A 20,354-nucleotide genomic window follows, 5' to 3' on the forward strand; every position below is an offset into this window, starting at 1 on the left:
CGAGGTGTATCAGGACACCTATTACGACGACCCGTCCCGCAGCCTGGAGGCAACGGACCGGGAGTTGCGGGTTCGTACGATCCACGGGCCCGACTCCACCCGGTCGGTGCTGACTTACAAGGGCGCCAGAATCGATGCGGCATCCGGGTCCAAGCCCGAGCACGAAACGGTCGTGGAAGCCCCGGAGGCCGTGCACGCCATGCTGCGCGGGCTCGGGTACGGCCCCACCATCACCTTCCAGAAACGCTGCCGGAACTATCGCTTCGGAGCAAACGGGCGTGACCTGCTGGCCACTTTGGTCCAAGTCCCGGAAATCGACGGCACGTTCCTGGAGGTCGAGACGATGGTCCAGGACGCGAAGAACGTCGTACCCGCGCTTGACGACATCCGCGCGATGATGAGCGAACTACGCATCACCGCAGACGACTTCACCACCGAGCTCTACACTGATGCGGTTGCCGCCCGCCGTACTCCCGGTTGAGGAGGCCAGCCTGCAGGGTCTGCGCGTGGCCATCCCGTCCTCCGCTAAAGGACCTCGACTCTGTCCACCACGGCGTCGACGACGCCCTCGTCCGAAGAACCCAATGGGTCGACGAGCCCGATGAGGAACGCGGACCGGCTGTCGTCGAGGGTGACGATCGTGATCTGGAGGTGGACCTCGCCGCCCTCCCCGTCCTCGACGGCGCTCGTCACCGTGTGCGCGGGTCGGCCGTCCACGGTGATCGACTCCGAGCTCTTGATGGTCGAGTCGCCGTTCGGGTAGAAGAACACCGCGTTGTTCCAGGCGGCGCTCTCTGTCCGCCGCTTGAGATCGGCCTCCGGGACAGCGCCGCCAGGACCGGCGATGACGGTGCTTCCGATCCCTTCTCCCTCGGGCCCCTTGGGCTTCTTGGTGATGGTCGAGGTGAAGGGCTTGATGAGTTCGCCCTTGCGCTGCTTCCAGTCATCGGGAATGCCGTACGAGATCCCGGCCGCCTTGTCGGTGACCCGCGGGTTTCCGGCCAACGGGTCTTGCCACATCCACAGCGCCACCCCTCCGGCAGCAAGCAGCGCGAGAACCAATCCGACGATGATGCCGACGCGCAGCGCCCTTCGAGGACGCGGCGGAGGGGGAGGCGGGGAGAGAGGTGGGTACGCCGGAGGTGGGAAGCCAGGAGGTGCCGGGAATCCGGTGTTGTGGGGCGGTGGAGGGAATCCGGCGGGCTGCGGAGGAGGTCCGGGCGGCGTGGTCATGGCCCCAGCGTCGCGTCTCGCGGGCCGGATCCGCATGGGCGGTCGTACTCAGTCGCCTACTCAGCTGAGTACGTCGGCGGGCGAGGATGAGTACGCGAGCAGTGCCGTCGCCTCACTGGCCTGCGGTTCACTCGTTCACATGGCGATCCCGAACCAGAACCCGTACGCACCGCCCCCGCCCGAGTTCTACCGGCAGCCCTGGCAGTACCGGTGGTTCGCGTCATGGAACGCACCTGATCCGACGTGGTGGACGATTCCGGCTGTCACGACGCCGCTCGCAGTGGTCCTGGGGTACTCGGATTACGCCCTTGTTGAGCCTCCGTGGCAGCTGTGCTCCGGCTACTTGATTGCAGCTGCTCTCTGCCTGGCCAGCTGGCTGTTTCCCAGGACGCGGCAGCATCGAACGTCTCGGCTGGGGTTCGGCATTTCAGCCTGCTTGGTGGCCTTCTTCTACGGCAAGGCGCTCTCGTTCTTTACCTTCGGCCTCGCCATTGTCGCGTGGCTCGCGCACGGAGACTGACGGAGTACTCGCGAGCCCGCTCGCACCGGCACCGTGACCGGCCACCGGATCGAGGTTTCCACGGGCCGGTGGGCTGATGTGCGGTGGTGCCCGACGTCAAAGATCTAAGAACCTTGGGAGAGAACCTTCCCCCAACCCACCCCCGCTCCAGTAACGCCAACTCCGCATCCGTGAGCCTGAGTTCGGTTCACCCAACTGGGTGATGCGACCCAACCCAGCTTGCGCATATGCCAGTTGGCGGGCAAGGCTCGGCCCAGAGCAAGACAACAAGCCCAGGGCAAGGCAGCAAGCCCAGAGCAAGCAACAAGTCCAGACATGCAACGGCCCTCGCCGGGACTGGCATCCCGATGCGAGGGCCTCACCACCAAGGAAGCAGACCCTTCCCGATGGCTCTTCAGCAGCTTAGCGCGCCCACGTGCGCCCCGTCTCCCGTTCCCTCCCGCGGCGTACAGCACCTCAAGCGACGGCTCCGCAAACGGTTCACCGTCCTGAGCGATGACCTGCTCCAGCACCGGGAGGTCTCCGGCCTCGCAGTCGGCATCAGCGCGTACATCCAGTCGCTGCCCACCGGGGCCGATGTCAGCATCAAGGCGCTGAGCAGGCGGTTCACCGAAGGCGAGGTGCGCATCGCCGCCGCACTGCGCGAGCTGGAGACCCACGGCTACCTCGCCCGCACGCGCGAACGGCTCCCCTCCGGGCGAGTCGTCACCCGGACCGTTTCGTACAACATCCCGCTAGCGATGATGGAAGACGGTCCAGAACCCGAGCCCGAGCCCGAGCCGGAGCTCACTCCGGAGCCCGAGCTCACTCCGGAGCCCGAGCTCATTCCGGAGCCCGAGCTCGCTCCGAGGCCGGACCTCGTCCCCGCCCCCGCCCCACCGCCCGAAGAACCCGCCCCCGACCCCCAAGCCGCCGAACTCCTCTCCTCCCTCCGGCGGTACGACCCCCGCCTGCTCCTCTCCCGCCGCGACATCCGGCGCCTCGCCCCCGCCGTAACGACCTGGCTGGAGCGGGACGTAGAACCCGACGCCGTACGCAGAACACTGACCGCCTGTCTGCCCGCCGAGCCGATCCGGCATCCCGCCGCGCTGCTCGCACACCGGCTGGCCGAGATGCTGCCGCCTCCGCTGCCCGCCGCGCCCCCGCCGGCGCCCCGCCCCGATCCGCTCCAGAACTGCGACGCCTGCGACCGGGCCTTTCGGGCCCCGGAGCCGGGGCGGTGCCCGGAGTGTGGCGAGCCGGAGCCGCCAGAGGTCTTGACAAGACTATTGGCCTAGACCAGTTTGTACGGGCAACAGCACCCTCGGTGGCCGCCGTTCGTGACTGCACGCACCACTCCTGCATTTCCCCCCACCTGGAGGCAGCAGTGCATCGCATATCCCGAAAGCACCGTCGCGTGGGCAGCTTCGCGGCCGCCGCGGCGGCGGCCTGCGCGCTCGCGTTCGCCGGTACGGCCACACAGGCCAGCGCCGGAGGTGTCGAAGAGGCCGCCGCGTACCAGGTCTCCGTCGGCGCCGACGCCGTGCCGAAGCACGCCGTGACCGGGTACTGGCAGAACTTCGACAACGGCGCCACCGTGCAGAAGTTGGCCGATGTCCAGGACGCGTACGACATCATCGCCGTCGCCTTCGCGGACGCCACCGGCACTCCGGGCCAGGTGAAATTCAACCTCGACTCGGCGGGGCTCGGCGGTTACACCGTCGAACAGTTCAAGGCCGACATCAAGGCAAAGCAGGCCGCGGGCAAGTCCGTGATCCTGTCCGTGGGTGGCGAGAAGGGAACGGTCGCCGTCAATGACGCCGCCTCGGCCGCGGCGTTCGCGGACTCGGTCTACGCCGAGATGCAGGAGTACGGCTTCGACGGTGTCGACATCGACCTGGAGAACGGCCTCAACTCGACCTACATGTCGCAGGCGTTGAAGTCGCTCGCCGCGAAGGCGCCGGGGCTCGTCATCACGATGGCGCCGCAGACGATCGACATGCAGTCGCCGCAGAACGAGTACTTCAAGACGGCGCTGAACATCAAGGACATCCTGACCGTCGTCAACATGCAGTACTACAACAGCGGTTCGATGCTGGGGTGTGACGGCAAGGTCTACTCGCAGGGCACGGTGGACTTCCTGACGGGGCTCGCCTGCATCCAGCTGGAGAACGGGCTCGACCCGTCCCAGGTCGGCATCGGTACGCCGGCTTCGCCGAACGCCGCGGGGGGCGGGTATGTGGAGCCGTCCGTGGTGAACGCGGCGCTCGACTGCCTCGCCAAGGGCACGAGTTGCGGCTCGTTCAAGCCGTCGAAGACGTACCCGGGGATTCGGGGTGCGATGACCTGGTCGACCAACTGGGACGCGGCGGCGGGCAGTTCGTGGTCGGGGACGGTCGGACCGCACGTACACGGGCTGCCGTAGGCGGTCTCTTCCCCACTCCGACCCTTCCCGAAAGTCCTGCCGGACGGGCCTCCTCCATCGCTACATCGCCGGAGGGGCTGAATCATCAGCCCCTCCGGCGATGGCCTACCAGGGCAGCTCCCGCACCTGCTGCACGCACAGGACGATGAACAGCAGCCCCGCCGCGGCCAGCATTCCGTTGCTGAGCCAGCCGTTCCGCCACTCCGCTGGCGTGCGGGACGAGTTGAGGAGCCAGATCAGCGTCGCCGCCAGGAACGGCATGAAGAACGCGCCGAGCACGCCGTAGACGACGACAAGACCGAAGGGGCGGTCCAGCCACAGCAGGACCATCGGCGGGAACGTCAGCCAGAGCAGGTACCAGCGGAACGGCGCCGACTTCTCCCGCTCCCCCGTCGCCACCTCGGCCACCGCGGCGTCACGCCCGCCCCTCGCACCGCCCCGCAGTCGGCCCACGAAGTCGGCGAACATCAGGCTCACGCCGTGCCAGACGCCGACCAGGGACGAGAACGACGTGGCGAAGAAGCCGACCAGGAACAGCTTGGCGGTGGCGGTGCCGTACCGGTCCTCCAGGATCGTGCCCAGGTCGATCAGGCCCTGGCCGCCCTGGGTGAGCGCAAGCCCGGTCGTGTGCAGCAGCTCCGCGCCGACGATCAGCATCGCGACGACGAAGACGCCGGTGGTGATGTACGCGACCCGGTTGTCGAGCCGCATCACCTTCATCCAGCCGGTGTCGGTCCAGCCCTTGGCGTTCACCCAATACCCGTACGCGGCCATCGTGATGGTGCCGCCGACGCCGCCGACCAGGCCGAGGGTGTAGAGCAGCGAGCCGTCCGGCAGGATCGGCACCAGGCCCGTGAAGGCCTCGCCGAGGTTCGGCGTCACACGGATCGCCACGTAGACGACGACCACGAACATGATGCCGATGAGCACCGTCATCAGCTTCTCGAAGACCGCGTATTTGTTGAACCAGACGAAGACCAGGCCGACCAGGCCCATCGCCACGGCCCACACCTTGAGGTCCGGCCCCTCCGGGAAGAGCGCGACGAGCGGCAGCGCCGACGACGACATCGCGGTGGCCCCGTACACGAAGCCCCAGATGACCACGTAGATCGCGAAGTAGACCGTCGTCCAGCGGCCGAGGCTCTGCCAGCCGTCGAAGAGGGTGCGGCCGGTGGCGAGGTGCCAGCGGCCGCACGCCTCCGCGAGGGAGATCTTCACGAGGCAGCCGATCACGGCGGCCCACAGCAGGGTGTATCCGAAGTTGCTGCCCGCGATCAGCGTCGCCACCAGGTCACCGGCACCGACCCCGGTCGCCGCGACCACGATGCCCGGCCCGATGTACGCCCAACTCGACTTGCGCGGCTGCGAGATGTCCTCCCCCGTCCCGCCTCTGATGTTGCCGGTCGTGTCCGCCATGCCGCCTCCCCGTCGTCCGGGGCAGGTCCCCGAGTACGAGTACGAATACGAGTACGAGTACGAGTACGTACGAATTTCGTCAGTGATCGTGGTCACCAAAGCGCGAACCCGCTGATCGCACAAGGGGTTCGGCGGGGGCGCGGCCCGATGGACCATCAGCCCAATAACTGCTTGACCGGTTCATGTCAAAGTCAGAGCCACGATGAGCGCGTGCGTCACCCCCAACCGTGGAGGAGCAGTACTGCAAGTGAGGCTCGACCCCGGCTATCCCGTACGGCCGTTGAGGTAGTACCCGAGGACCGGGGCGAGCTCGGCGAACCACTGCTGCAGCCGCTCCGGTCGCTTGGCGTCGACCATGCACTCGACGAACGCCCCGCTCGCGTGCGTCACGCCCACGCGCAGGCAGGTGCCCTGGCCGGTGAAGTGGACGTTGCCGACCTCGTGCCAGCCGAACTCGGCGGTGTGGCCGTAGTTCTCGAAGCACACCCCGGCCGGGTCGACGACGACGGCGCGGCCCTTGTCGCTGGCCAGGAAGTCCGGGCCCGGCGGCGGTACGGGCTGCTGGGGCGGGTAGGCGGGCGGGGGCGGGCCGAAGGACATGGGACCGATTCTAAGCGGGCGCCGGACGGGCTGGAATCAGCCCGTCCGGCGCTTGAGGACGACCAGCAGTCTGCCTGGACCAGCGGACTGCCTGGACCAGCAGTCCGCCTAGACCAGCAGGCTCAGCAGCGCGGCCACCGCGAACCCGGCGAGGGACAGGACCGTCTCCAGGACCGTCCAGGACTTCAGCGTGTCCCGCTCGGAGATGCCGAAGTACTTGGCGACGATCCAGAAGCCGCCGTCGTTGACGTGCGAGGCGAAGATCGAGCCGGCCGAGATGGCCATGATGATCAGGGCGAGGAAGGCCTGCGAGTGGCCGCCGCCCTCGACCAGCGGGACGACGATGCCGGCGGTGGCGACGATCGCGACGGTCGCCGAGCCCTGCGCGACCCGGAGGACCACGGAGATCAGGTACGCGAGCACGATGATCGGCAGGCCCATGCCGTTGAAGGTGTCCGCGAGCGCGTCCGCGATGCCGGAGCCCTTGAGGACGGCGCCGAAGACCCCGCCCGCGCCGACGACGAGCAGAATGTTGCCGACCGGCTTCAGGGACGCGGTGGAGACCTGCTCCAGGGACTTGCGGTGCCAGCCGCGGCGGATGCCGAGCAGGTAGTACGCGAGCAGCAGGGCGATGGTCAGGGCCACGAAGGGGTGGCCGAAGAACTCGATGACGGAGCGCAGCGTGGACTCGTCGAGCGCGATCGAGGAGAACGTCGCGGCGAGGATGAGGACCAGCGGCGTACCGATGATGGTGAAGACCGTGGAGAGGGCGACCGGCTTCTCCGGGGCCTTGGCGCCGGACTCGGCGCGCTCGGCGGCGACGGCGGCCTTGGCCTCCTCGGTGGCCTCCAGCATGTCGTGCGGGACGGGCACGAAGAGGCGGTTGCCGATCCAGGTCGAGTAGGCCCAGGCGGCGAGCACGGCGGGGATGCCGCAGACGATGCCCATGATGATGATCCAGCCGAGCGAGACGTTGAACAGTCCGGCGGCGGCGACGGGGCCGGGGTGCGGCGGCAGGAACGCGTGGGTCATGGACAGACCCGCGAGCAGCGGCATGCAGTACAGGAGTATCGACTTGCCGGAGCGCTTGGCGGCGGCGTAGACGATCGGCGCGAGGACGAAGATGCCGACGTCGAAGAAGACCGGGATACCGAAGATCAGGCCGGTCATGCCCATGGCGAGCGGGGCGCGCTTCTCGCCGAAGAGGCCGAGCAGGCGGGAGCTCAGCACCTCGGCGCCGCCGGAGACTTCGAGGATGGCGCCGAGCATGGTGCCGAGGCCGATGATGATCGCGACGTGGCCGAGGATGCCGCCCATGCCGGACTCGATCATCGAGACGGCGGCGGACTTCTGGACGGTGCCGAAGAGCTCCGTGACGGAGAGGCCGGCCGAGAGTCCCACGGCGATGGAGACGGCGAGCAGCGCGACGAAGGGCTGCAGGCGGACCTTGATGATCAGGAAGAGCAGCAGGGCGATGCCGAGAACGGCGACGGTGAGCAGTCCCGCGGTGCCGTCGATGAAGGTGAGCAGTCCACCGGTGTGGGGTGGCGCCTCGGCGGCGGGCGCGGCGGCGGCAAGCAGCATGGGAGTAACTCCATTGTCCAAACGGGGGATTGAGGGTGTGGGGGGTCACGGCACGGCGCGCGCGGGGGAGGCGGCGCCGTGCCGTGGGCCTGGTGGAGCGGAGGAGCCAGGGGGGCTAACGGCACGTCAGCCGAGGACGGCCAGGGCGTCGATCTCGATGAGGAGACCCTTGGGGAGGCCGACGTACACGGTGGTACGGGCGGAGGCGGGGGCCTTCAGGCCCTGCTCCTCGAAGTACTCGTTGTAGATCTGGTTCATCTCGGCGAAGTGGTCCACGTCCGTGAGGTAGACGCGCATCATCATCACGTCGTCCCAGGTGGCGCCGCCCTCTTCGAGGATCGCCTGGACGTTGGCGAAGGTCTGCAGGGTCTGCTCGCGCAGCGTCGGGCCTGCCGGGGTGGGGGCCTTGCCCTCCTCGGCGGGCAGGAAGCCGACCTGGCCGGCGACCTGGAGGATGTTGCCCTTCTTCACGCCGTGCGAGAACTTCGCGGGCGGGGCGGTGTGGGTGGCGGGGGTGAGGGCGGTCTTCTCGGTCATGAACTTTCCTTCTACGGGGTGTGGAACTGCGAGCGGACTGAGTTCGGGTCGATGGGCCTACGCGGGGGTGTGGCCCGAGTACTCGCGGCTGATGGCGTCCGCGGTGCGGCGCACCTGCGGCAGCAGGGTGAGGAGTTCCTCGGCGGTGACGACGACGTTCGGCGCGGAGACCGACATGGCGGCGACGACCCTTCCGTCCGCACCGCGGATGGGGGCCCCGATGCAGTTGATGGACTCCTCGTGGCCACCGAGGTCGGTGGCCCAGCCCTGTTCGCGTACGGCGGCGAGTTCCCTGAGGAAGGCCGCGGCGTTGGGTATCGAACGGGACGTGTACATGGGGTAGTCGAGCTTCTCGGCGACGGCGCGCCGCTCCGGCTCGGACAGGTCGGCGAGCAGCAGCTTGGCCACGGCGGCGACGGTGATCGCGACGGGCTTGCCGATGCGGGAGTACATCCGCACCGGGTAGCGGCTCTCCACCTTGTCGATGTAGAGGACCTCGTTCTCCTCGTACACGGCGAGGTGGATGGTGTGGCCGATCTGTTCGTTCAGCTCGATCAGGTGCGGGTGGGCGATCTCGCGTACGTCGAGGTTCTCCACCGCTTCCTGGGCCAGCGCGAAGAGCCGGGCGCCCAGGCGGTAGCGCTGGTCGGACTGGCGGTACACGAGGCCGTGCTCGTGCAGGGTGCGCAGGAGTCGCAGCGCGGTCGACTTGTGTACGTCGAGCCGCTCGGCGACCTGCCCCAGGTCGGCGGGTCCCTCGGCGAGCAGCGGCAGGATGCTCAGTGCCCGGTCGACGGTCTGGCTCATGTGGTCACTACCTCCCCGGCCCAGTGCTCGTTCTTGATCGTGTCCGGGCCAAGGCGCAGTGTCTCCCACGCCTCGGCCGGCAGCGCGGCGAGCCGGTCGGCCTCGGCGCGGGCGGGCGGTGCGCCCAGGTCGCCGGGGACGAGGAGGGCGGCGGCGGCCATCAGGTGGCCGTGGCGCAGCCGCGCGGAGTCGTCGAGCCCGCGCAGGGTGGCGGAGAGGAACCCGGCGGCGAAGGCGTCCCCGGCGCCGACGGAGGCGACGACGTCGACCTTCAGGGACGGCTCGTACGTGGCGTCCGTACCGCTGAAGACCGTCGCGCCGTCGGCGCCCTGCTTGACGACGAGGGTGTGCGGCTCGGTGAGCGCGGCCCGGATCGCGGCGGGCCCGCCGGTGATGCCCCAGGCGGCCTCGGCCTCGTCCTCGCCGACGAACACGAGGTCGCTGCCGCGCGCCAGGTCGAGCAGGACGGGGCCGGCCTGCGCGGGGTCGTCCCACAGGTGGACGCGGTAGTTGACGTCGAAGGAGACGAGGGGCCGGCCGGGGCGGGGCGCTGTCAGCTCGCGCATCAGGGCGAGGCAGTCGGCGGAGAGGGCGGCGGTGATGCCGGATACGTGCAGGATGCCGCCGTCGGCCAGGGAGTCCGGATCGATGTTTCCGGGGGCCATGGCGGAGGCGGCGGAGCCGGCGCGGTAGTAGGCGACCTCGGCGGTCTCGGAGGCCTCGCCGTCAACCTGTGTGGCCCGCTCCCCCGCCGTACGGAAGTAGATCCCCGTAGGCCGGGACGGGTCCCGCTCGACCGACGAGACGTCGACCCCGCACGCGCCGATCGCGGAGATCAGGTGCTCGCCGAACCCGTCGGCGCCCACCCGGCTGACCCATCGGGCGCTGTGCCCGGCCAGGGCCAGCGTGCAGGCGACGTTGGACTCGGCGCCGCCGATGCCGCGCTCGAATGAGGGCACGTCGGCGAGGCGTCCGGGTCGGGAGGGCCGGAACGTGACCATGGACTCACCGAGGCAGACGACGTCGGTACCGACGTGGTCCGCCCCCTGGAGGGGTCCTGACGCGTTCACGGTGGGCACGCTCGATCTCCTTCGCCGCTGGGCCGGGCGTCATTGACCCGGTATTGGCTCGGATGTTAGACAGCAGTAAGCGAAATGCGCAATGGCCATTGCAGAGAATGCAACGGACTGCAGATGAGCCGGCGCGGATAGCCCTGAGGAGGCCCCCTAATGGCAGCCGACAACGCGGTCGGACAGCGCACGTCACGGACCCAACTCGCCGATGAGCGGGTCGACTTCCGCTTCAAGGGCCTGCCCCCGGACGCCGAGGGCCTGACCGTCGGCGAGCTCGCCGCGCAGCGCCGCAACCTCTTCACGGACGGCTTCACCACGCCCGTGCTCGCCCTCTCCGCCGAGCGCGTCGAGCACAACCTGGCCCTGATGGAGACGTACTCCACCCGCCACGGCCTGGCCTTCGCCCCGCACGGCAAGACCTCCATGGCCCCCGAGCTCTTCGCCCGCCAGGAGGAGCACGGCGCCTGGGGGATCACGCTCGCCGTCCCGCACCAGGTCCGGGTGGCCCGCGCGCACGGCACCCGCCGCGTCTTCCTCGCCAACGAGCTGGTCGACGCGGCCGCCCTGCGCTGGCTGGCCGGCGAGTTGGACGCGGACCCCGACTTCCGCTTCATCTGCTACGTGGACTCCGTGCGCGGCGTCGAGCTGATGGACGCGGCCCTGCGCGCGGCCGGCGCCTCGCGCCCCGTCGAGGTCGTGGTGGAGCTGGGCGCGGGCGACGCGGCCCGTACCGGTGTCCGTACGGAGGCCGAGTGCGCGGCGGTCGCGGACGCGGTGGCGGGGGTGCCGACGCTGCGCCTGGCCGGTGTCGCCGGGTACGAGGGCGAGGTCCCGCAGGCCGACCCCGAGCGGGTGCACGCCTGGCTGCGCCGCCTGGTCGCGCTCGCCGTGGACTTCGACAAGGCCGGCCGCTTCGCCGGGCTCGACGAGATCGTGGTCAGCGCGGGCGGCAGCGCGTGGTTCGACGCGGTGGCGGACGTCTTCGCCGAGATCCCCGAGCTGTCCGCCCCGGTCCTGAAGCTGCTGCGCTCCGGCGCTTACGTCTCCCACGACGACGGCCACTACCGGCACCTCACCCCGTTCAACCGGGTCCCGGACGAGGGCGCCCTGCAGCCCGCGTTCCGGCTCTGGGCCCAGGTGGTGTCGCGCCCCAACCCCGGGCAGGCGTTCGTCAACGCGGGGAAGCGGGACGCGGCGTACGACCTGGACCTGCCCGAGGCGCAGGTGGTGCGGGACGCGCGCACGGGCGAGGTCCGTGAGGCGGCCGGGGTCACGGTCACCGGGCTCTCCGACCAGCACGGCTGGGTCCGCACGGCCGACGGGGCGGAACTGGAGGTGGGCGACTGGGTCGGCCTGGGCCTGTCCCACCCCTGCACGTCCTTCGACAAGTGGCAGCTGATCCCGCTGGTCGCGGCCGACGGCACGGTCACGGACTACATCCGCACGTATTTCTGAGCCCCACCCCGCGTCTTTCTGAGCCCCACCCCGCGTCCCGTCGTCGTTCGGCCGCAGCGCCGTCGTGGAAGCGCCGCAGGCTTTCGGGAAGGGGCGGGGCGGGGAGAAAAGAACCAAGAGAGGCACCCCCCATGGACCTGGTCATCCGCGACGCCCGCGTCATCGACGGCACCGGCGACGCCTCGTACCGCGCAGACGTCGCCCTCGACAACGGCCGGATCGCCGAGATCCACCGCGAAGGAGACGGCCCGCGCCCGACCGGCGCGCAGGAGGTCGACGCCGACGGCCTCGCCCTCTCCCCGGGCTTCATCGACATGCACGCCCACAGCGACCTCGCCCTCCTCCGCGACCCGGACCACAGCGCGAAGGCCGCCCAGGGCGTGACCCTGGAAGTCATCGGCCAGGACGGCCTCTCCTACGCGCCCGTCGACGACCGCACCCTCACCCAGGTCCGCCAGGCCATCACCGGCTGGAACGGCGGTGCGCCCGGAGACACGTCCGTCGACTTCTCCTGGCGCACCGTCGGCGGCTACCTCGACGCCCTCGACAGCGCCCACGGCGGCGAGGGCATCGCGGTGAACGCCGCGTACCTGATCCCGCAGGGCACGGTCCGGATGTACGCGGTGGGCTGGGACGACCGCCCGGCCACGGACGCCGAGCTGGAGCGGATGCGGCAGCTGGTCGCGGAGGGCATGCAGCAGGGCGCCGTCGGCATGTCCTCGGGCCTGACGTACACGCCCGGCATGTACGCCAAGGACTCCGAACTGGCCGAACTGTGCCGGGTCGTGGCGGCCTACGACGGCTACTACTGCCCCCACCACCGCTCGTACGGGGCGGGCGCCCTGGACGCGTACCGGGAAATGATGGACCTGACCCGGGACGCGGACTGCGCGCTGCACCTCGCGCACGCCACGATGAACTTCGGCGTCAACAAGGGCAAGGCCCCGGACCTGCTGGCGCTCATCGACGACGCCCTCGCCGGCGGCGCCGACATCAGCCTCGACACGTACCCGTACACCCCCGGCTGCACCACGCTCGTCGCGATGCTGCCGAGCTGGGCGAGCGAGGGCGGGCCCGATGCGATCCTGGCCCGCCTCAAGGACGACGAGACCGCCGAGAAGATCCGCCACCACATGGAGGAGATCGGCGCCGACGGCTGCCACGGCGTACCCATCGAGTGGGACACCATCGAGATCTCCGGTGTCTCGGACCCCGGACTCGCGTCCTGCGTCGGCAAGACGATCGCCGAGTCCGCCGCCCAGCGCGGCGAGGCCCCGTGGATCACCGCCCGGCGCCTGCTGATCAACGACAACCTCGGCTCGACGATCCTCCAGCACGTCGGCCACGAGGAGAACGTGCAGGCGATCATGCAGCACCGCGTGCACACCGGCGGCTCGGACGGCATCCTGCAGGGCTTCAAGCCGCACCCGCGCGCGTACGGCACGTTTCCGCAGTACCTCGGCCGGTACGCGCGGGACCTCGGCGTGCTGGGCCTGGAGGAGACCGTCGCCCACCTCACCTCCCGCCCTGCGGCCCGCCTGCGTCTGCCCGACCGCGGCCTCGTCCGCGAGGGCTACCGGGCCGACCTGGTCCTCTTCGACCCGGACACGGTCGCCGCGGGCTCCACCTTCGCGGCCCCGCGCACGCTGCCGGTGGGCATTCCGCATGTGCTGATCGACGGCAGGTTCGTCATGCAGGACGGCAAGCGGACGGACACGCTGGCGGGCCGCACGGTACGCAACCCCAGCCCGTCCGGGGGCACCTCCCGGCGGTAGCCGGGGAGGGCGGGGTGGGGCGGGGTGGGGTAAATCACTCACCTCGCCCCAGACCGCGGTTCCCAGGCCCACAACCTCCCGGACCACCAATCCCCCTGCGCCCCGCCCCGACAGCCATGCGATGGAAGGGCACCGTTCCCGACACCGCCCGCAGGGCGCCCCACGTGGCCGTAAACACCAGGCGCCGCCCCGAACCCCCCTCGTAAAGTTGCCGCATGCAGCTGATCCAGTCGACGAAGCTCTCCAACGTCTGCTACGAGATCCGGGGCCCGGTTCTCGAAGAGGCGATGCGGCTCGAAGCAGCAGGCCACCGCATCCTCAAGCTCAACACCGGCAACCCCGCGGCCTTCGGCTTCGAGGCACCCCCGGAGATCCTTGAGGACGTCCTGCGCAACGTCGGCTCGGCACACGGCTACGGCGACGCGAAGGGCCTGCTAGCCGCCCGCCGCGCGGTCGTCATGCACTACCAGACCCTCGGCGTCGAGTCGGACGTCGAGCACGTCTACATCGGCAACGGCGTCTCCGAGCTGATCGTGATGGCCATGCAGGCCCTGCTCGACGACGGCGACGAGGTCCTCGTACCGGCCCCGGACTATCCGCTGTGGACCGCCGCCGTCTCCCTCTCCGGCGGCACCGCCGTGCACTACCGCTGCGACGAGCAGTCCGACTGGATGCCCGATCTCGCCGACGTGGAGCGGAAGGTCACCGACCGCACCAAGGCGATCGTGATCATCAACCCGAACAACCCGACGGGCGCCGTCTACAGCGACGACGTGCTGCGCGGCCTCACCGACATCGCCCGCCGCCACAACCTCCTGGTCTGCTCGGACGAGATCTACGACAAGATCCTGTACGACGGCGCCACCCACACCCCGACCGCCGCCCTCGCCCCCGACCTGCTCACCCTCACCTTCAACGGCATGTCGAAGGCGTACCGCGTGGCCGGTTACCGCACCGGCTGGATGGTGATCTCGGGGCCGCGGGCGCACGCCGAGTCGTACATCGAGGGTCTGACGATCCTGGCCAACATGCGGCTCTGCGCCAACATGCCCGCACAGCACGGAGTGGTGGCCGCGCTCAGCGGACGGCAGACGATCGACGACCTCGTACTGCCGGGCGGCCGCCTCCTCGAACAGCGCGACACCGCGTACGAACTGCTCACCCAGATCCCGGGCGTGACCTGCGTGAAGCCGAAGGGCGCGCTGTATCTGTTCCCGCGTCTGGACCCGAAGGTGTTCAAGGTCAAGGACGATCGGCAGATGGTGCTCGACCTGCTGCGCGCCGAGAAGATCATGGTTGTGCACGGCACCGGCTTCAACTGGCCCGAGCCCGATCACTTCCGCGTCGTGACCCTGCCGCAGGCCTCCGACCTCGCGGACGCGGTGACCCGGATCGGCCGCTTCCTGGACGGCTACGGGCAGCACTGACCTGCCTCTGGCCTGCCTCTGGCCTGCCTCTGGCCTGCCTCTGACCTGCCTCTGACCTGCCTCTTCGGCACTCCAGTCAACTTTAGATTGAATCTAAGCTAGGATGGCTTCCTGAAACGTCAGGAGGCCGTCCCATGTACGAACCGATCCGCAGCAAGTCGGTCCACACGATGGCCGGCCGAGGACAGGCCACGGGAGCGGACTTCCCGCACCGCTCCCGCGAGGAGGAGCTGGACATCCAGCTCGCCGGGCATCTCGCGGCCCTGCTCGCCGTCACGGACGAGCTGCGCGCAGTGGCCCCCGCCACGGAACTGGCCGACGCGGCCGAGCAGTTGGCGCGGCAGATCGCCCGGCTGCGCGGCGGCGAGCCGCCCGCGCGGTCCGCGGTGGCCGCGGCGATCCACGAGCCGTACGTCGCCGGTCTGCACCGGCGCGCGCACGCCCTCGCGGGCCGCGCCCTGGTGGTCGCCGCCTCCCGCGCCGACACCGCGGTGGCGATCCTCGCCGCGGAACGCATGGACGCGCACACGGCAGCTCTGCGGGACCGGGAACCCGCGGGCGCCACCCACTGACGGCCCCGGCACGCGAGCCGGGGAGGCTTGCGTGCCGGGCGCCACGGCCCCGCAGGGGCGACAGCCCCAGGGGCGCGGGGCTGTGGCATTTGCGGCTCCGCCGCGGGGCGCGCTCAGCCACGAGCGCGACAGCCACGACGAAAGCCGCAGTCGCATCTGCGTGGTGCATGAGCAGATGCGACTGCGGCTTTTCGTGGGTTGCTCGCGCAGTTCCCCGCGCCCCTAAAGGATCACCCCAAGCGCTGCACGAGGGCCCGGTACTCGTCCCACAGCTCCTTCGGCGTGTGATCGCCGAACGTGTTCAGGTGCTCCGGCACCAGCGCCGCCTCCTCGCGCCAGACCTCCTTGTCGACCGTGAGCAGGAACTCCAGGTCGGCGTCGGCCAGTTCGAGGCCCTCGGTGTCCAGCGAGTCCGCCGTGGGCAGTACGCCGATGGGGGTCTCCACGCCCTCCGCGCGGCCGTCGAGCCGGTCCACGATCCACTTCAGGACACGGGAGTTCTCCCCGAAGCCCGGCCACACGAACTTGCCCGCCTCGTTCTTGCGGAACCAGTTCACGTAGTAGATCTTCGGCAGCTTCGACTGGTCCTTGCCCTTGGCGACGTCGACCCAGTGGCCCATGTAGTCGCCCATGTTGTAGCCGCAGAACGGCAGCATCGCGAAGGGGTCGCGGCGCAGCTCGCCGACCTTGCCCTCGGCGGCGGCGGTCTTCTCGGAGGCGACGTTCGCGCCCAGGAAGACGCCGTGGTTCCAGTCGAAGGACTCGGTCACCAGCGGTACGGCGGAGGCACGACGCCCGCCGAAGAGGATCGCCGAGATCGGCACGCCCTTGGGGTCCTCCCACTCGGGCGCGATGATCGGGCACTGCGAGGCGGGGGTGGTGAAGCGGGCGTTCGGGTGCGCGGCCGGGACGCCTGAGTCCGGCGTCCAGTCGTTGCCCTTCCAGTCCGTCAGGTGGGCCGGAGTCTCCTCCGTCATGCCTTCCCACCACACGTCGCCGTCGTCCGTGAGTGCCACGTTGGTGAAGACCGAGTTGCCCCACAGGGTCTTCATCGCGTTGGCGTTGGTGTGCTCACCGGTGCCGGGCGCGACGCCGAAGAAGCCGGCCTCCGGGTTGATCGCGTACAGGCGGCCGTCCTCGCCGAAGCGCATCCAGGCGATGTCGTCGCCGATGGTCTCGACGGTCCAGCCGGAGATCGTGGGCTCCAGCATCGCGAGGTTGGTCTTGCCGCAGGCCGACGGGAACGCGGCCGCGACGTACTTCGACTCGCCCTGCGGGGGCGTCAGCTTGAGGATCAGCATGTGCTCGGCCAGCCAGCCCTCGTCGCGCGCCATGACGGAGGCGATGCGCAGGGCGTAGCACTTCTTGCCGAGCAGGGCGTTGCCGCCGTAGCCGGAGCCGTACGACCAGATCTCGCGGGACTCCGGGAAGTGCGAGATGTACTTGGTGGGGTTGCACGGCCACGGGACGTCCGCCTCGCCCTCCTCCAGGGGGGCGCCGAGGGTGTGCACGGCCTTCACGAAGAAGCCGTCCTCGCCGAGCTCGTCCAGGACGGGCCGGCCCATCCGGGTCATCGTGCGCATCGACACCGCGACGTACGCCGAATCGGTGATCTCCACGCCGATCGCGGAGAGCGGGGAGCCGAGCGGACCCATGCAGAACGGCACCACGTACATGGTGCGGCCGCGCATCGAGCCCCGGAAGACGCCGCCGTTGCCCTCCTTGCCCTGGAAGACCTCGCGCATCTCGGCGGGGTCCTTCCAGTGGTTGGTCGGGCCGGCGTCCTCCTCCTTCGCGGAGCAGATGAACGTACGGTCCTCGACGCGCGCGACGTCCGTCGGGTCGGAGGCCGCGTAGTACGAGTTGGGGCGTTTGACCGGGTCGAGCTTCTTGAAGGTGCCCTTGGCGACGAGTTCCTCGGCCAGGCGCTCGTACTCGGCCTCCGAGCCGTCGCACCAGACGACCTGGTCCGGCTGCGTGAGCTCGGCGATCTCGTCGACCCACGAGATCAGTTCCCGGTGGTTGGTCGGGAGGGTGCTGGGAGCCGCGTTGTCGCGCGCCACGATCGCTCCTTGATGAGGGGGCTTATGACTGGTGTGTTCATGTATGCCCCGTGGGGGCTGCGACCCGGATGCGTCATGGCTGCTCATCCGGTGCCGACCGCACTCATTTGATCATCCGACCCGAGTGCCCATATGTCCAGAGGGTCGCACACGTGAGCAGGCGTGAGCATCACCACTCCCCCACCGGCCCGTGACCGCTCTGATACGCAACCTACGGGCGCGTAGCTACCATGCGGCGTATGACTGCGCCCGCCCACCCGTCCTCCGCCCCCAGCACCGACGGGCCGACGCCGACCGTGCTCCCGCAGCCCGTGAAGCCGAAGCTCCGCGGCTGGCTGCACGCGGGCATGTTCCCGGCCGTCCTGATCGCCGGACTCGTGCTCACCGCGCTCGCCGACTCCACCCGCGGCCGCATCGCCTGCGGGATCTACGTCCTGACCGCCTGCCTGCTGTTCGGCGTGAGCGCGGTCTACCACCGGGGCAACTGGGGCCCGCGCGCCACCGCCGTGCTTCGCAGGCTGGACCACGCCAACATCTTCCTGATCATCGCGGGCACCTACACCCCGCTGACGATGCTGCTCCTGCCCGAGTCCAAGGGCCAGTGGCTGATGTGGGGCATCTGGGCCGCGGCGGCCGCGGGCATCGCGTTCCGGGTGTTCTGGGTCGGCGCCCCGCGCTGGCTCTACACGCCCTGCTACATCGCGATGGGCTGGGCCGCCGTCTTCTTCCTGCCGGACTTCCTGCGCGCGGGCGGCATCGCCGTCCTGGTCCTGGTGATCGTCGGCGGACTGCTCTACAGCGCGGGCGGCGTGATCTACGGCATGAAGCGGCCCGACCCGTCGCCGCGCTGGTTCGGCTTCCACGAGGTGTTCCACTCGTTCACGCTCGCCGCCTTCGTCGTGCACTACGTCGGCATCTCGCTCGTCGCCTACCAGCACGCATGACACCGGCACGGCCCGCTCCGGGTCTCCGGGAGCGCAAGAAGCTCAAGACCCGGTCGGCGATCCGCCGGGCCACGTACGAACTGATCGCACGGCAGGGGTACGAGGCGACCACCGTCGAGCAGATCGCCGCGGCCGCCGAGGTCTCCCCCTCGACGGTGATCCGGTACTTCCCGGCGAAGGAGGACATCGTCCTCACGGACGACCAGGCCGAGCACACCGAGGCCGCGCTCCTCGCCCGCCCCGCCGACGAGCCGGTCCTCACCTCCCTGCGGCACGTGGTGAAGGACCAGCTGCGGGCCGCCGACCCCGCCGAAGTCGCCCTGCGCGCCCGCCTGTTGCGCGACGTGCCCGCGGTGCGCTCCCGCATGCTCGACTCCCTCGCCTCCTGCGGCCGCTCCCTCGCCACCACGGTCGCCACCCGCACCGGCCACCCCGAAACCGACCTCAGCTCCCGCGTCCTCGCCACGGCCGTCGTCGGCTCCCTCATCGAGACGACCCTGTACTGGGCGGAACGGGACTGCCGGGACGACCTGCTGGGGTTGGTGGACGAGGCGTTCGGGGCGTTCGGGGCGTTCGGGGACGGGCTCGGGACGGCGGGGCTCACTCGTCGGGCGTGACCGGCCGGGGCTCGGCGGCGGCGACGGTGTCGTCGGCTCGCAGCTCCCGTCGGACCGTCAGGCGGCGAGGCGGTCGGCGGCGAGGCGGGCGTAGAGCGCCGCCCCGTCGGCGAGTACCGCGTCGTCGAACGCGGCCTGCGGCGAGTGGTTGTTGGGGCTGGTGTCCGGGTCGGCGCCCGCGGGTGCGGCACCGAGCACGACCATGGCGCCGGGGACGCCGTCGAGGATGCGGGAGAAGTCCTCGGAACCGGACAGCGGCTGGGCCATCCGCTCGAACCGCTCCTCGCCGTGCAGCTCGGCCACCGTGCGGGCCACGTAGTCGACCTCGGCGTGGTCGTTGACGGTCACCGGGTACAGCTCGTCGAACTGCGCGTCCACGCCGACCCCGTAGGCGGCGGCGATGCCCTCGCAGACCTGGACCGTGCCGTCCTTGACCCGGGCCTGGGCCTGCGGGGAGAAGGAGCGCACGGTCGCCTGGAAGACGGCCGTCTCCGGGATGACGTTCTGCTGCGTGCCGGCGTGGAAGGTGCCGACGCTGAGGACGACGGGGTCGAACACGTCGAAGGTGCGGGTGATCCAGGCCTGCAGTGCGGTCACCATCTCGCAGGCGACCTGAATCGGGTCCTTCGCGCGGTGCGGCATCGAGCCGTGGCCGCCCTCGCCGTGCACGGTGACGGTCAGCACGTTGGACGCGGCCATCGTCGGTCCGCCGCGGGTCGTGAACCGGCCCGCGGGGATGCCGGCCGACATGACGTGCAGCGCGTAGGCCGCTTCGGCAGGGGTGCCGGAAGCGGTGACGACGCCCTCGTCCACCATGTGGCGGGCGCCGTCGAAGCCCTCCTCGCCGGGCTGGAACATGAACACGACGTTGCCCGCGAGGCGGTCCCGATGCTGGGCCAGGAGCTGCGCGGAGCCGGCCAGCATCGTCGTGTGCAGGTCGTGGCCGCAGGCGTGCATGCTGCCGTTCTCCGACGCGTAGTCGAGGCCGGTGCGTTCGGCGACGGGGAGGGCGTCCATGTCGCCGCGGAGCAGCACCGTCGGCCCCGGGCGGGCACCGCGCAGCACGGCGGTGACGGAGCTGAGGCCGCGGCCCGTGGTCACCTCCAGACCCAGTCCGTCGATGGCGGCGAGCACCGTCTCCTGGGTACGGGGCAGGTCGAGGCCGGTCTCCGGGTGCCGGTGCAGGGTGCGGCGCAGCCGGACCAAGTCGCCCTGGAGAGCGTGGGCGTCCTCAAGCAGGTTCATTCGTCGTACTCCTGGTGGATCGTGCGGGCGGTGCGGGGACGCGTACGGGCGCGGGTGCCTGGGGGCGCGGGTGCCTGGGGGC

The 20,354-nt window shown here is 70.1% G+C and carries 19 protein-coding genes; 10 read left to right on the top strand and 9 right to left on the bottom strand.

Translation table 11 applies throughout. From position 1 onward, the window contains the following. Positions 1 to 481, top strand: a 481-nt coding sequence (gene cyaB, locus QIS99_RS24365) for a class IV adenylate cyclase (RefSeq protein WP_282515771.1), incomplete at its 5' end; no start/stop codon positions are given. 44 nt (positions 482 to 525) lie between these two features. Here cyaB and QIS99_RS24370 read toward each other — a convergent pair. After that, positions 526 to 1,020, bottom strand: a complete 495-nt coding sequence (locus tag QIS99_RS24370; protein WP_282515772.1) for a hypothetical protein — start codon at positions 1,018 to 1,020, stop codon at positions 526 to 528. Positions 1,021 to 1,372: 352 nt separating this feature from the next. Here QIS99_RS24370 and QIS99_RS24375 point away from each other — a divergent pair, with 352 nt between their 5' ends. The 3 genes from QIS99_RS24375 (at position 1,373) to QIS99_RS24385 (ending at position 4,157) form a co-directional block, all read left to right on the top strand. Then, positions 1,373 to 1,753 (top strand): hypothetical protein, encoded by a 381-nt coding sequence (locus QIS99_RS24375; protein ID WP_282515773.1) that lies wholly within the window; start codon positions 1,373 to 1,375, stop codon positions 1,751 to 1,753. Between the two features lie 386 nt (positions 1,754 to 2,139). Continuing rightward, positions 2,140 to 3,030, top strand: coding sequence for a helix-turn-helix domain-containing protein (locus tag QIS99_RS24380; protein WP_282515774.1), 891 nt, complete (start codon positions 2,140 to 2,142; stop codon positions 3,028 to 3,030). A gap of 89 nt (positions 3,031 to 3,119) precedes the next feature. After that, positions 3,120 to 4,157, top strand: a complete 1,038-nt coding sequence (locus QIS99_RS24385) for a chitinase (protein WP_349017320.1) — start codon at positions 3,120 to 3,122, stop codon at positions 4,155 to 4,157. Positions 4,158 to 4,262: 105 nt separating this feature from the next. On the opposite strand, the gene QIS99_RS24390 is transcribed toward QIS99_RS24385, so the two are convergent. From QIS99_RS24390 to QIS99_RS24415, 6 genes are all read right to left on the bottom strand, one after another. After that, a complete protein-coding gene (locus QIS99_RS24390) occupies positions 4,263 to 5,573 on the bottom strand; it encodes an Nramp family divalent metal transporter (RefSeq protein ID WP_282515775.1) in 1,311 nt (436 codons plus the stop codon). A 264-nt stretch (positions 5,574 to 5,837) separates the two neighbouring features. After that, positions 5,838 to 6,173, bottom strand: coding sequence for a hypothetical protein (locus QIS99_RS24395; RefSeq protein WP_282515776.1), 336 nt, complete (start codon positions 6,171 to 6,173; stop codon positions 5,838 to 5,840). 108 nt (positions 6,174 to 6,281) lie between these two features. Next, on the bottom strand, positions 6,282 to 7,757 hold the full coding sequence (locus QIS99_RS24400) for a GntP family permease (RefSeq protein ID WP_282515777.1): 1,476 nt from the start codon (positions 7,755 to 7,757) through the stop codon (positions 6,282 to 6,284). 126 nt (positions 7,758 to 7,883) lie between these two features. After that, a complete protein-coding gene (locus QIS99_RS24405) occupies positions 7,884 to 8,294 on the bottom strand; it encodes a RidA family protein (protein WP_282515779.1) in 411 nt (136 codons plus the stop codon). A 57-nt stretch (positions 8,295 to 8,351) separates the two neighbouring features. Continuing rightward, positions 8,352 to 9,101, bottom strand: coding sequence for an IclR family transcriptional regulator (locus tag QIS99_RS24410; RefSeq protein ID WP_282515780.1), 750 nt, complete (start codon positions 9,099 to 9,101; stop codon positions 8,352 to 8,354). Continuing rightward, positions 9,098 to 10,171, bottom strand: coding sequence for a sugar kinase (locus QIS99_RS24415; RefSeq protein WP_408909623.1), 1,074 nt, complete (start codon positions 10,169 to 10,171; stop codon positions 9,098 to 9,100). Before QIS99_RS24415 ends, QIS99_RS24410 begins: the two co-directional genes overlap by 4 nt. A 159-nt stretch (positions 10,172 to 10,330) precedes the next feature. Here QIS99_RS24415 and QIS99_RS24420 point away from each other — a divergent pair, with 159 nt between their 5' ends. The 4 genes from QIS99_RS24420 (at position 10,331) to QIS99_RS24435 (ending at position 15,403) form a co-directional block, all read left to right on the top strand. Then, a complete protein-coding gene (locus QIS99_RS24420) occupies positions 10,331 to 11,629 on the top strand; it encodes an amino acid deaminase (protein ID WP_282515782.1) in 1,299 nt (432 codons plus the stop codon). A gap of 131 nt (positions 11,630 to 11,760) precedes the next feature. After that, positions 11,761 to 13,404 carry an N-acyl-D-amino-acid deacylase family protein gene (locus tag QIS99_RS24425; RefSeq protein ID WP_282515783.1) on the top strand — a complete coding sequence of 548 codons (1,644 nt, stop codon included), beginning with the start codon at positions 11,761 to 11,763 and terminating at the stop codon, positions 13,402 to 13,404. Between the two features lie 215 nt (positions 13,405 to 13,619). Then, complete coding sequence (locus tag QIS99_RS24430) at positions 13,620 to 14,831, top strand: pyridoxal phosphate-dependent aminotransferase (protein ID WP_282515784.1); 1,212 nt, start codon at positions 13,620 to 13,622, stop codon at positions 14,829 to 14,831. Positions 14,832 to 14,965: 134 nt separating this feature from the next. Further along, positions 14,966 to 15,403 carry an SCO4983 family protein gene (locus QIS99_RS24435; RefSeq protein ID WP_282515786.1) on the top strand — a complete coding sequence of 146 codons (438 nt, stop codon included), beginning with the start codon at positions 14,966 to 14,968 and terminating at the stop codon, positions 15,401 to 15,403. A 230-nt stretch (positions 15,404 to 15,633) separates the two neighbouring features. Here the strand turns inward: QIS99_RS24435 and QIS99_RS24440 are convergent, their stop codons facing one another. Further along, positions 15,634 to 17,466 carry a phosphoenolpyruvate carboxykinase (GTP) gene (locus QIS99_RS24440; RefSeq protein ID WP_282515787.1) on the bottom strand — a complete coding sequence of 611 codons (1,833 nt, stop codon included), beginning with the start codon at positions 17,464 to 17,466 and terminating at the stop codon, positions 15,634 to 15,636. A gap of 239 nt (positions 17,467 to 17,705) precedes the next feature. On the opposite strand from QIS99_RS24440, the gene trhA reads away from it, so the two are divergent. Continuing rightward, positions 17,706 to 18,410: a PAQR family membrane homeostasis protein TrhA gene (gene trhA / locus QIS99_RS24445; protein ID WP_282515788.1), complete on the top strand. Its 705-nt coding sequence runs from the start codon at positions 17,706 to 17,708 to the stop codon at positions 18,408 to 18,410. Continuing rightward, entirely contained in the window at positions 18,407 to 19,027 is a 621-nt protein-coding gene (locus tag QIS99_RS24450) for a TetR/AcrR family transcriptional regulator (RefSeq protein WP_282515789.1), read from the top strand. The genes trhA and QIS99_RS24450 overlap by 4 nt, the downstream gene beginning before the upstream one ends. A gap of 57 nt (positions 19,028 to 19,084) precedes the next feature. Here the strand turns inward: QIS99_RS24450 and QIS99_RS24455 are convergent, their stop codons facing one another. Next, positions 19,085 to 20,272, bottom strand: coding sequence for a M20 metallopeptidase family protein (locus tag QIS99_RS24455; RefSeq protein WP_282515790.1), 1,188 nt, complete (start codon positions 20,270 to 20,272; stop codon positions 19,085 to 19,087). Positions 20,273 to 20,354 lie beyond the last annotated feature (82 nt).

This window comes from Streptomyces solicavernae, from assembly GCF_029968095.1.
Classification (GTDB): Bacteria; Actinomycetota; Actinomycetes; order Streptomycetales; family Streptomycetaceae; genus Streptomyces; species Streptomyces solicavernae.

Coding starts and splice junctions, on each gene's coding strand:
- QIS99_RS24370 (WP_282515772.1), bottom strand. CDS start 1,020: ATGTGGCAAGACCCGTTGGCCGGAAACCCGCGGGTCACCGACAAGGCG.
- QIS99_RS24375 (WP_282515773.1), top strand. CDS start 1,373: ATGGCGATCCCGAACCAGAACCCGTACGCACCGCCCCCGCCCGAGTTC.
- QIS99_RS24380 (WP_282515774.1), top strand. CDS start 2,140: ATGGCTCTTCAGCAGCTTAGCGCGCCCACGTGCGCCCCGTCTCCCGTT.
- QIS99_RS24390 (WP_282515775.1), bottom strand. CDS start 5,573: ATGGCGGACACGACCGGCAACATCAGAGGCGGGACGGGGGAGGACATC.
- QIS99_RS24395 (WP_282515776.1), bottom strand. CDS start 6,173: ATGTCCTTCGGCCCGCCCCCGCCCGCCTACCCGCCCCAGCAGCCCGTA.
- QIS99_RS24400 (WP_282515777.1), bottom strand. CDS start 7,757: ATGCTGCTTGCCGCCGCCGCGCCCGCCGCCGAGGCGCCACCCCACACC.
- QIS99_RS24405 (WP_282515779.1), bottom strand. CDS start 8,294: ATGACCGAGAAGACCGCCCTCACCCCCGCCACCCACACCGCCCCGCCC.
- QIS99_RS24410 (WP_282515780.1), bottom strand. CDS start 9,101: ATGAGCCAGACCGTCGACCGGGCACTGAGCATCCTGCCGCTGCTCGCC.
- QIS99_RS24420 (WP_282515782.1), top strand. CDS start 10,331: ATGGCAGCCGACAACGCGGTCGGACAGCGCACGTCACGGACCCAACTC.
- QIS99_RS24425 (WP_282515783.1), top strand. CDS start 11,761: ATGGACCTGGTCATCCGCGACGCCCGCGTCATCGACGGCACCGGCGAC.
- QIS99_RS24430 (WP_282515784.1), top strand. CDS start 13,620: ATGCAGCTGATCCAGTCGACGAAGCTCTCCAACGTCTGCTACGAGATC.
- QIS99_RS24435 (WP_282515786.1), top strand. CDS start 14,966: ATGTACGAACCGATCCGCAGCAAGTCGGTCCACACGATGGCCGGCCGA.
- trhA (WP_282515788.1), top strand. CDS start 17,706: ATGACTGCGCCCGCCCACCCGTCCTCCGCCCCCAGCACCGACGGGCCG.
- QIS99_RS24450 (WP_282515789.1), top strand. CDS start 18,407: ATGACACCGGCACGGCCCGCTCCGGGTCTCCGGGAGCGCAAGAAGCTC.
- QIS99_RS24455 (WP_282515790.1), bottom strand. CDS start 20,272: ATGAACCTGCTTGAGGACGCCCACGCTCTCCAGGGCGACTTGGTCCGG.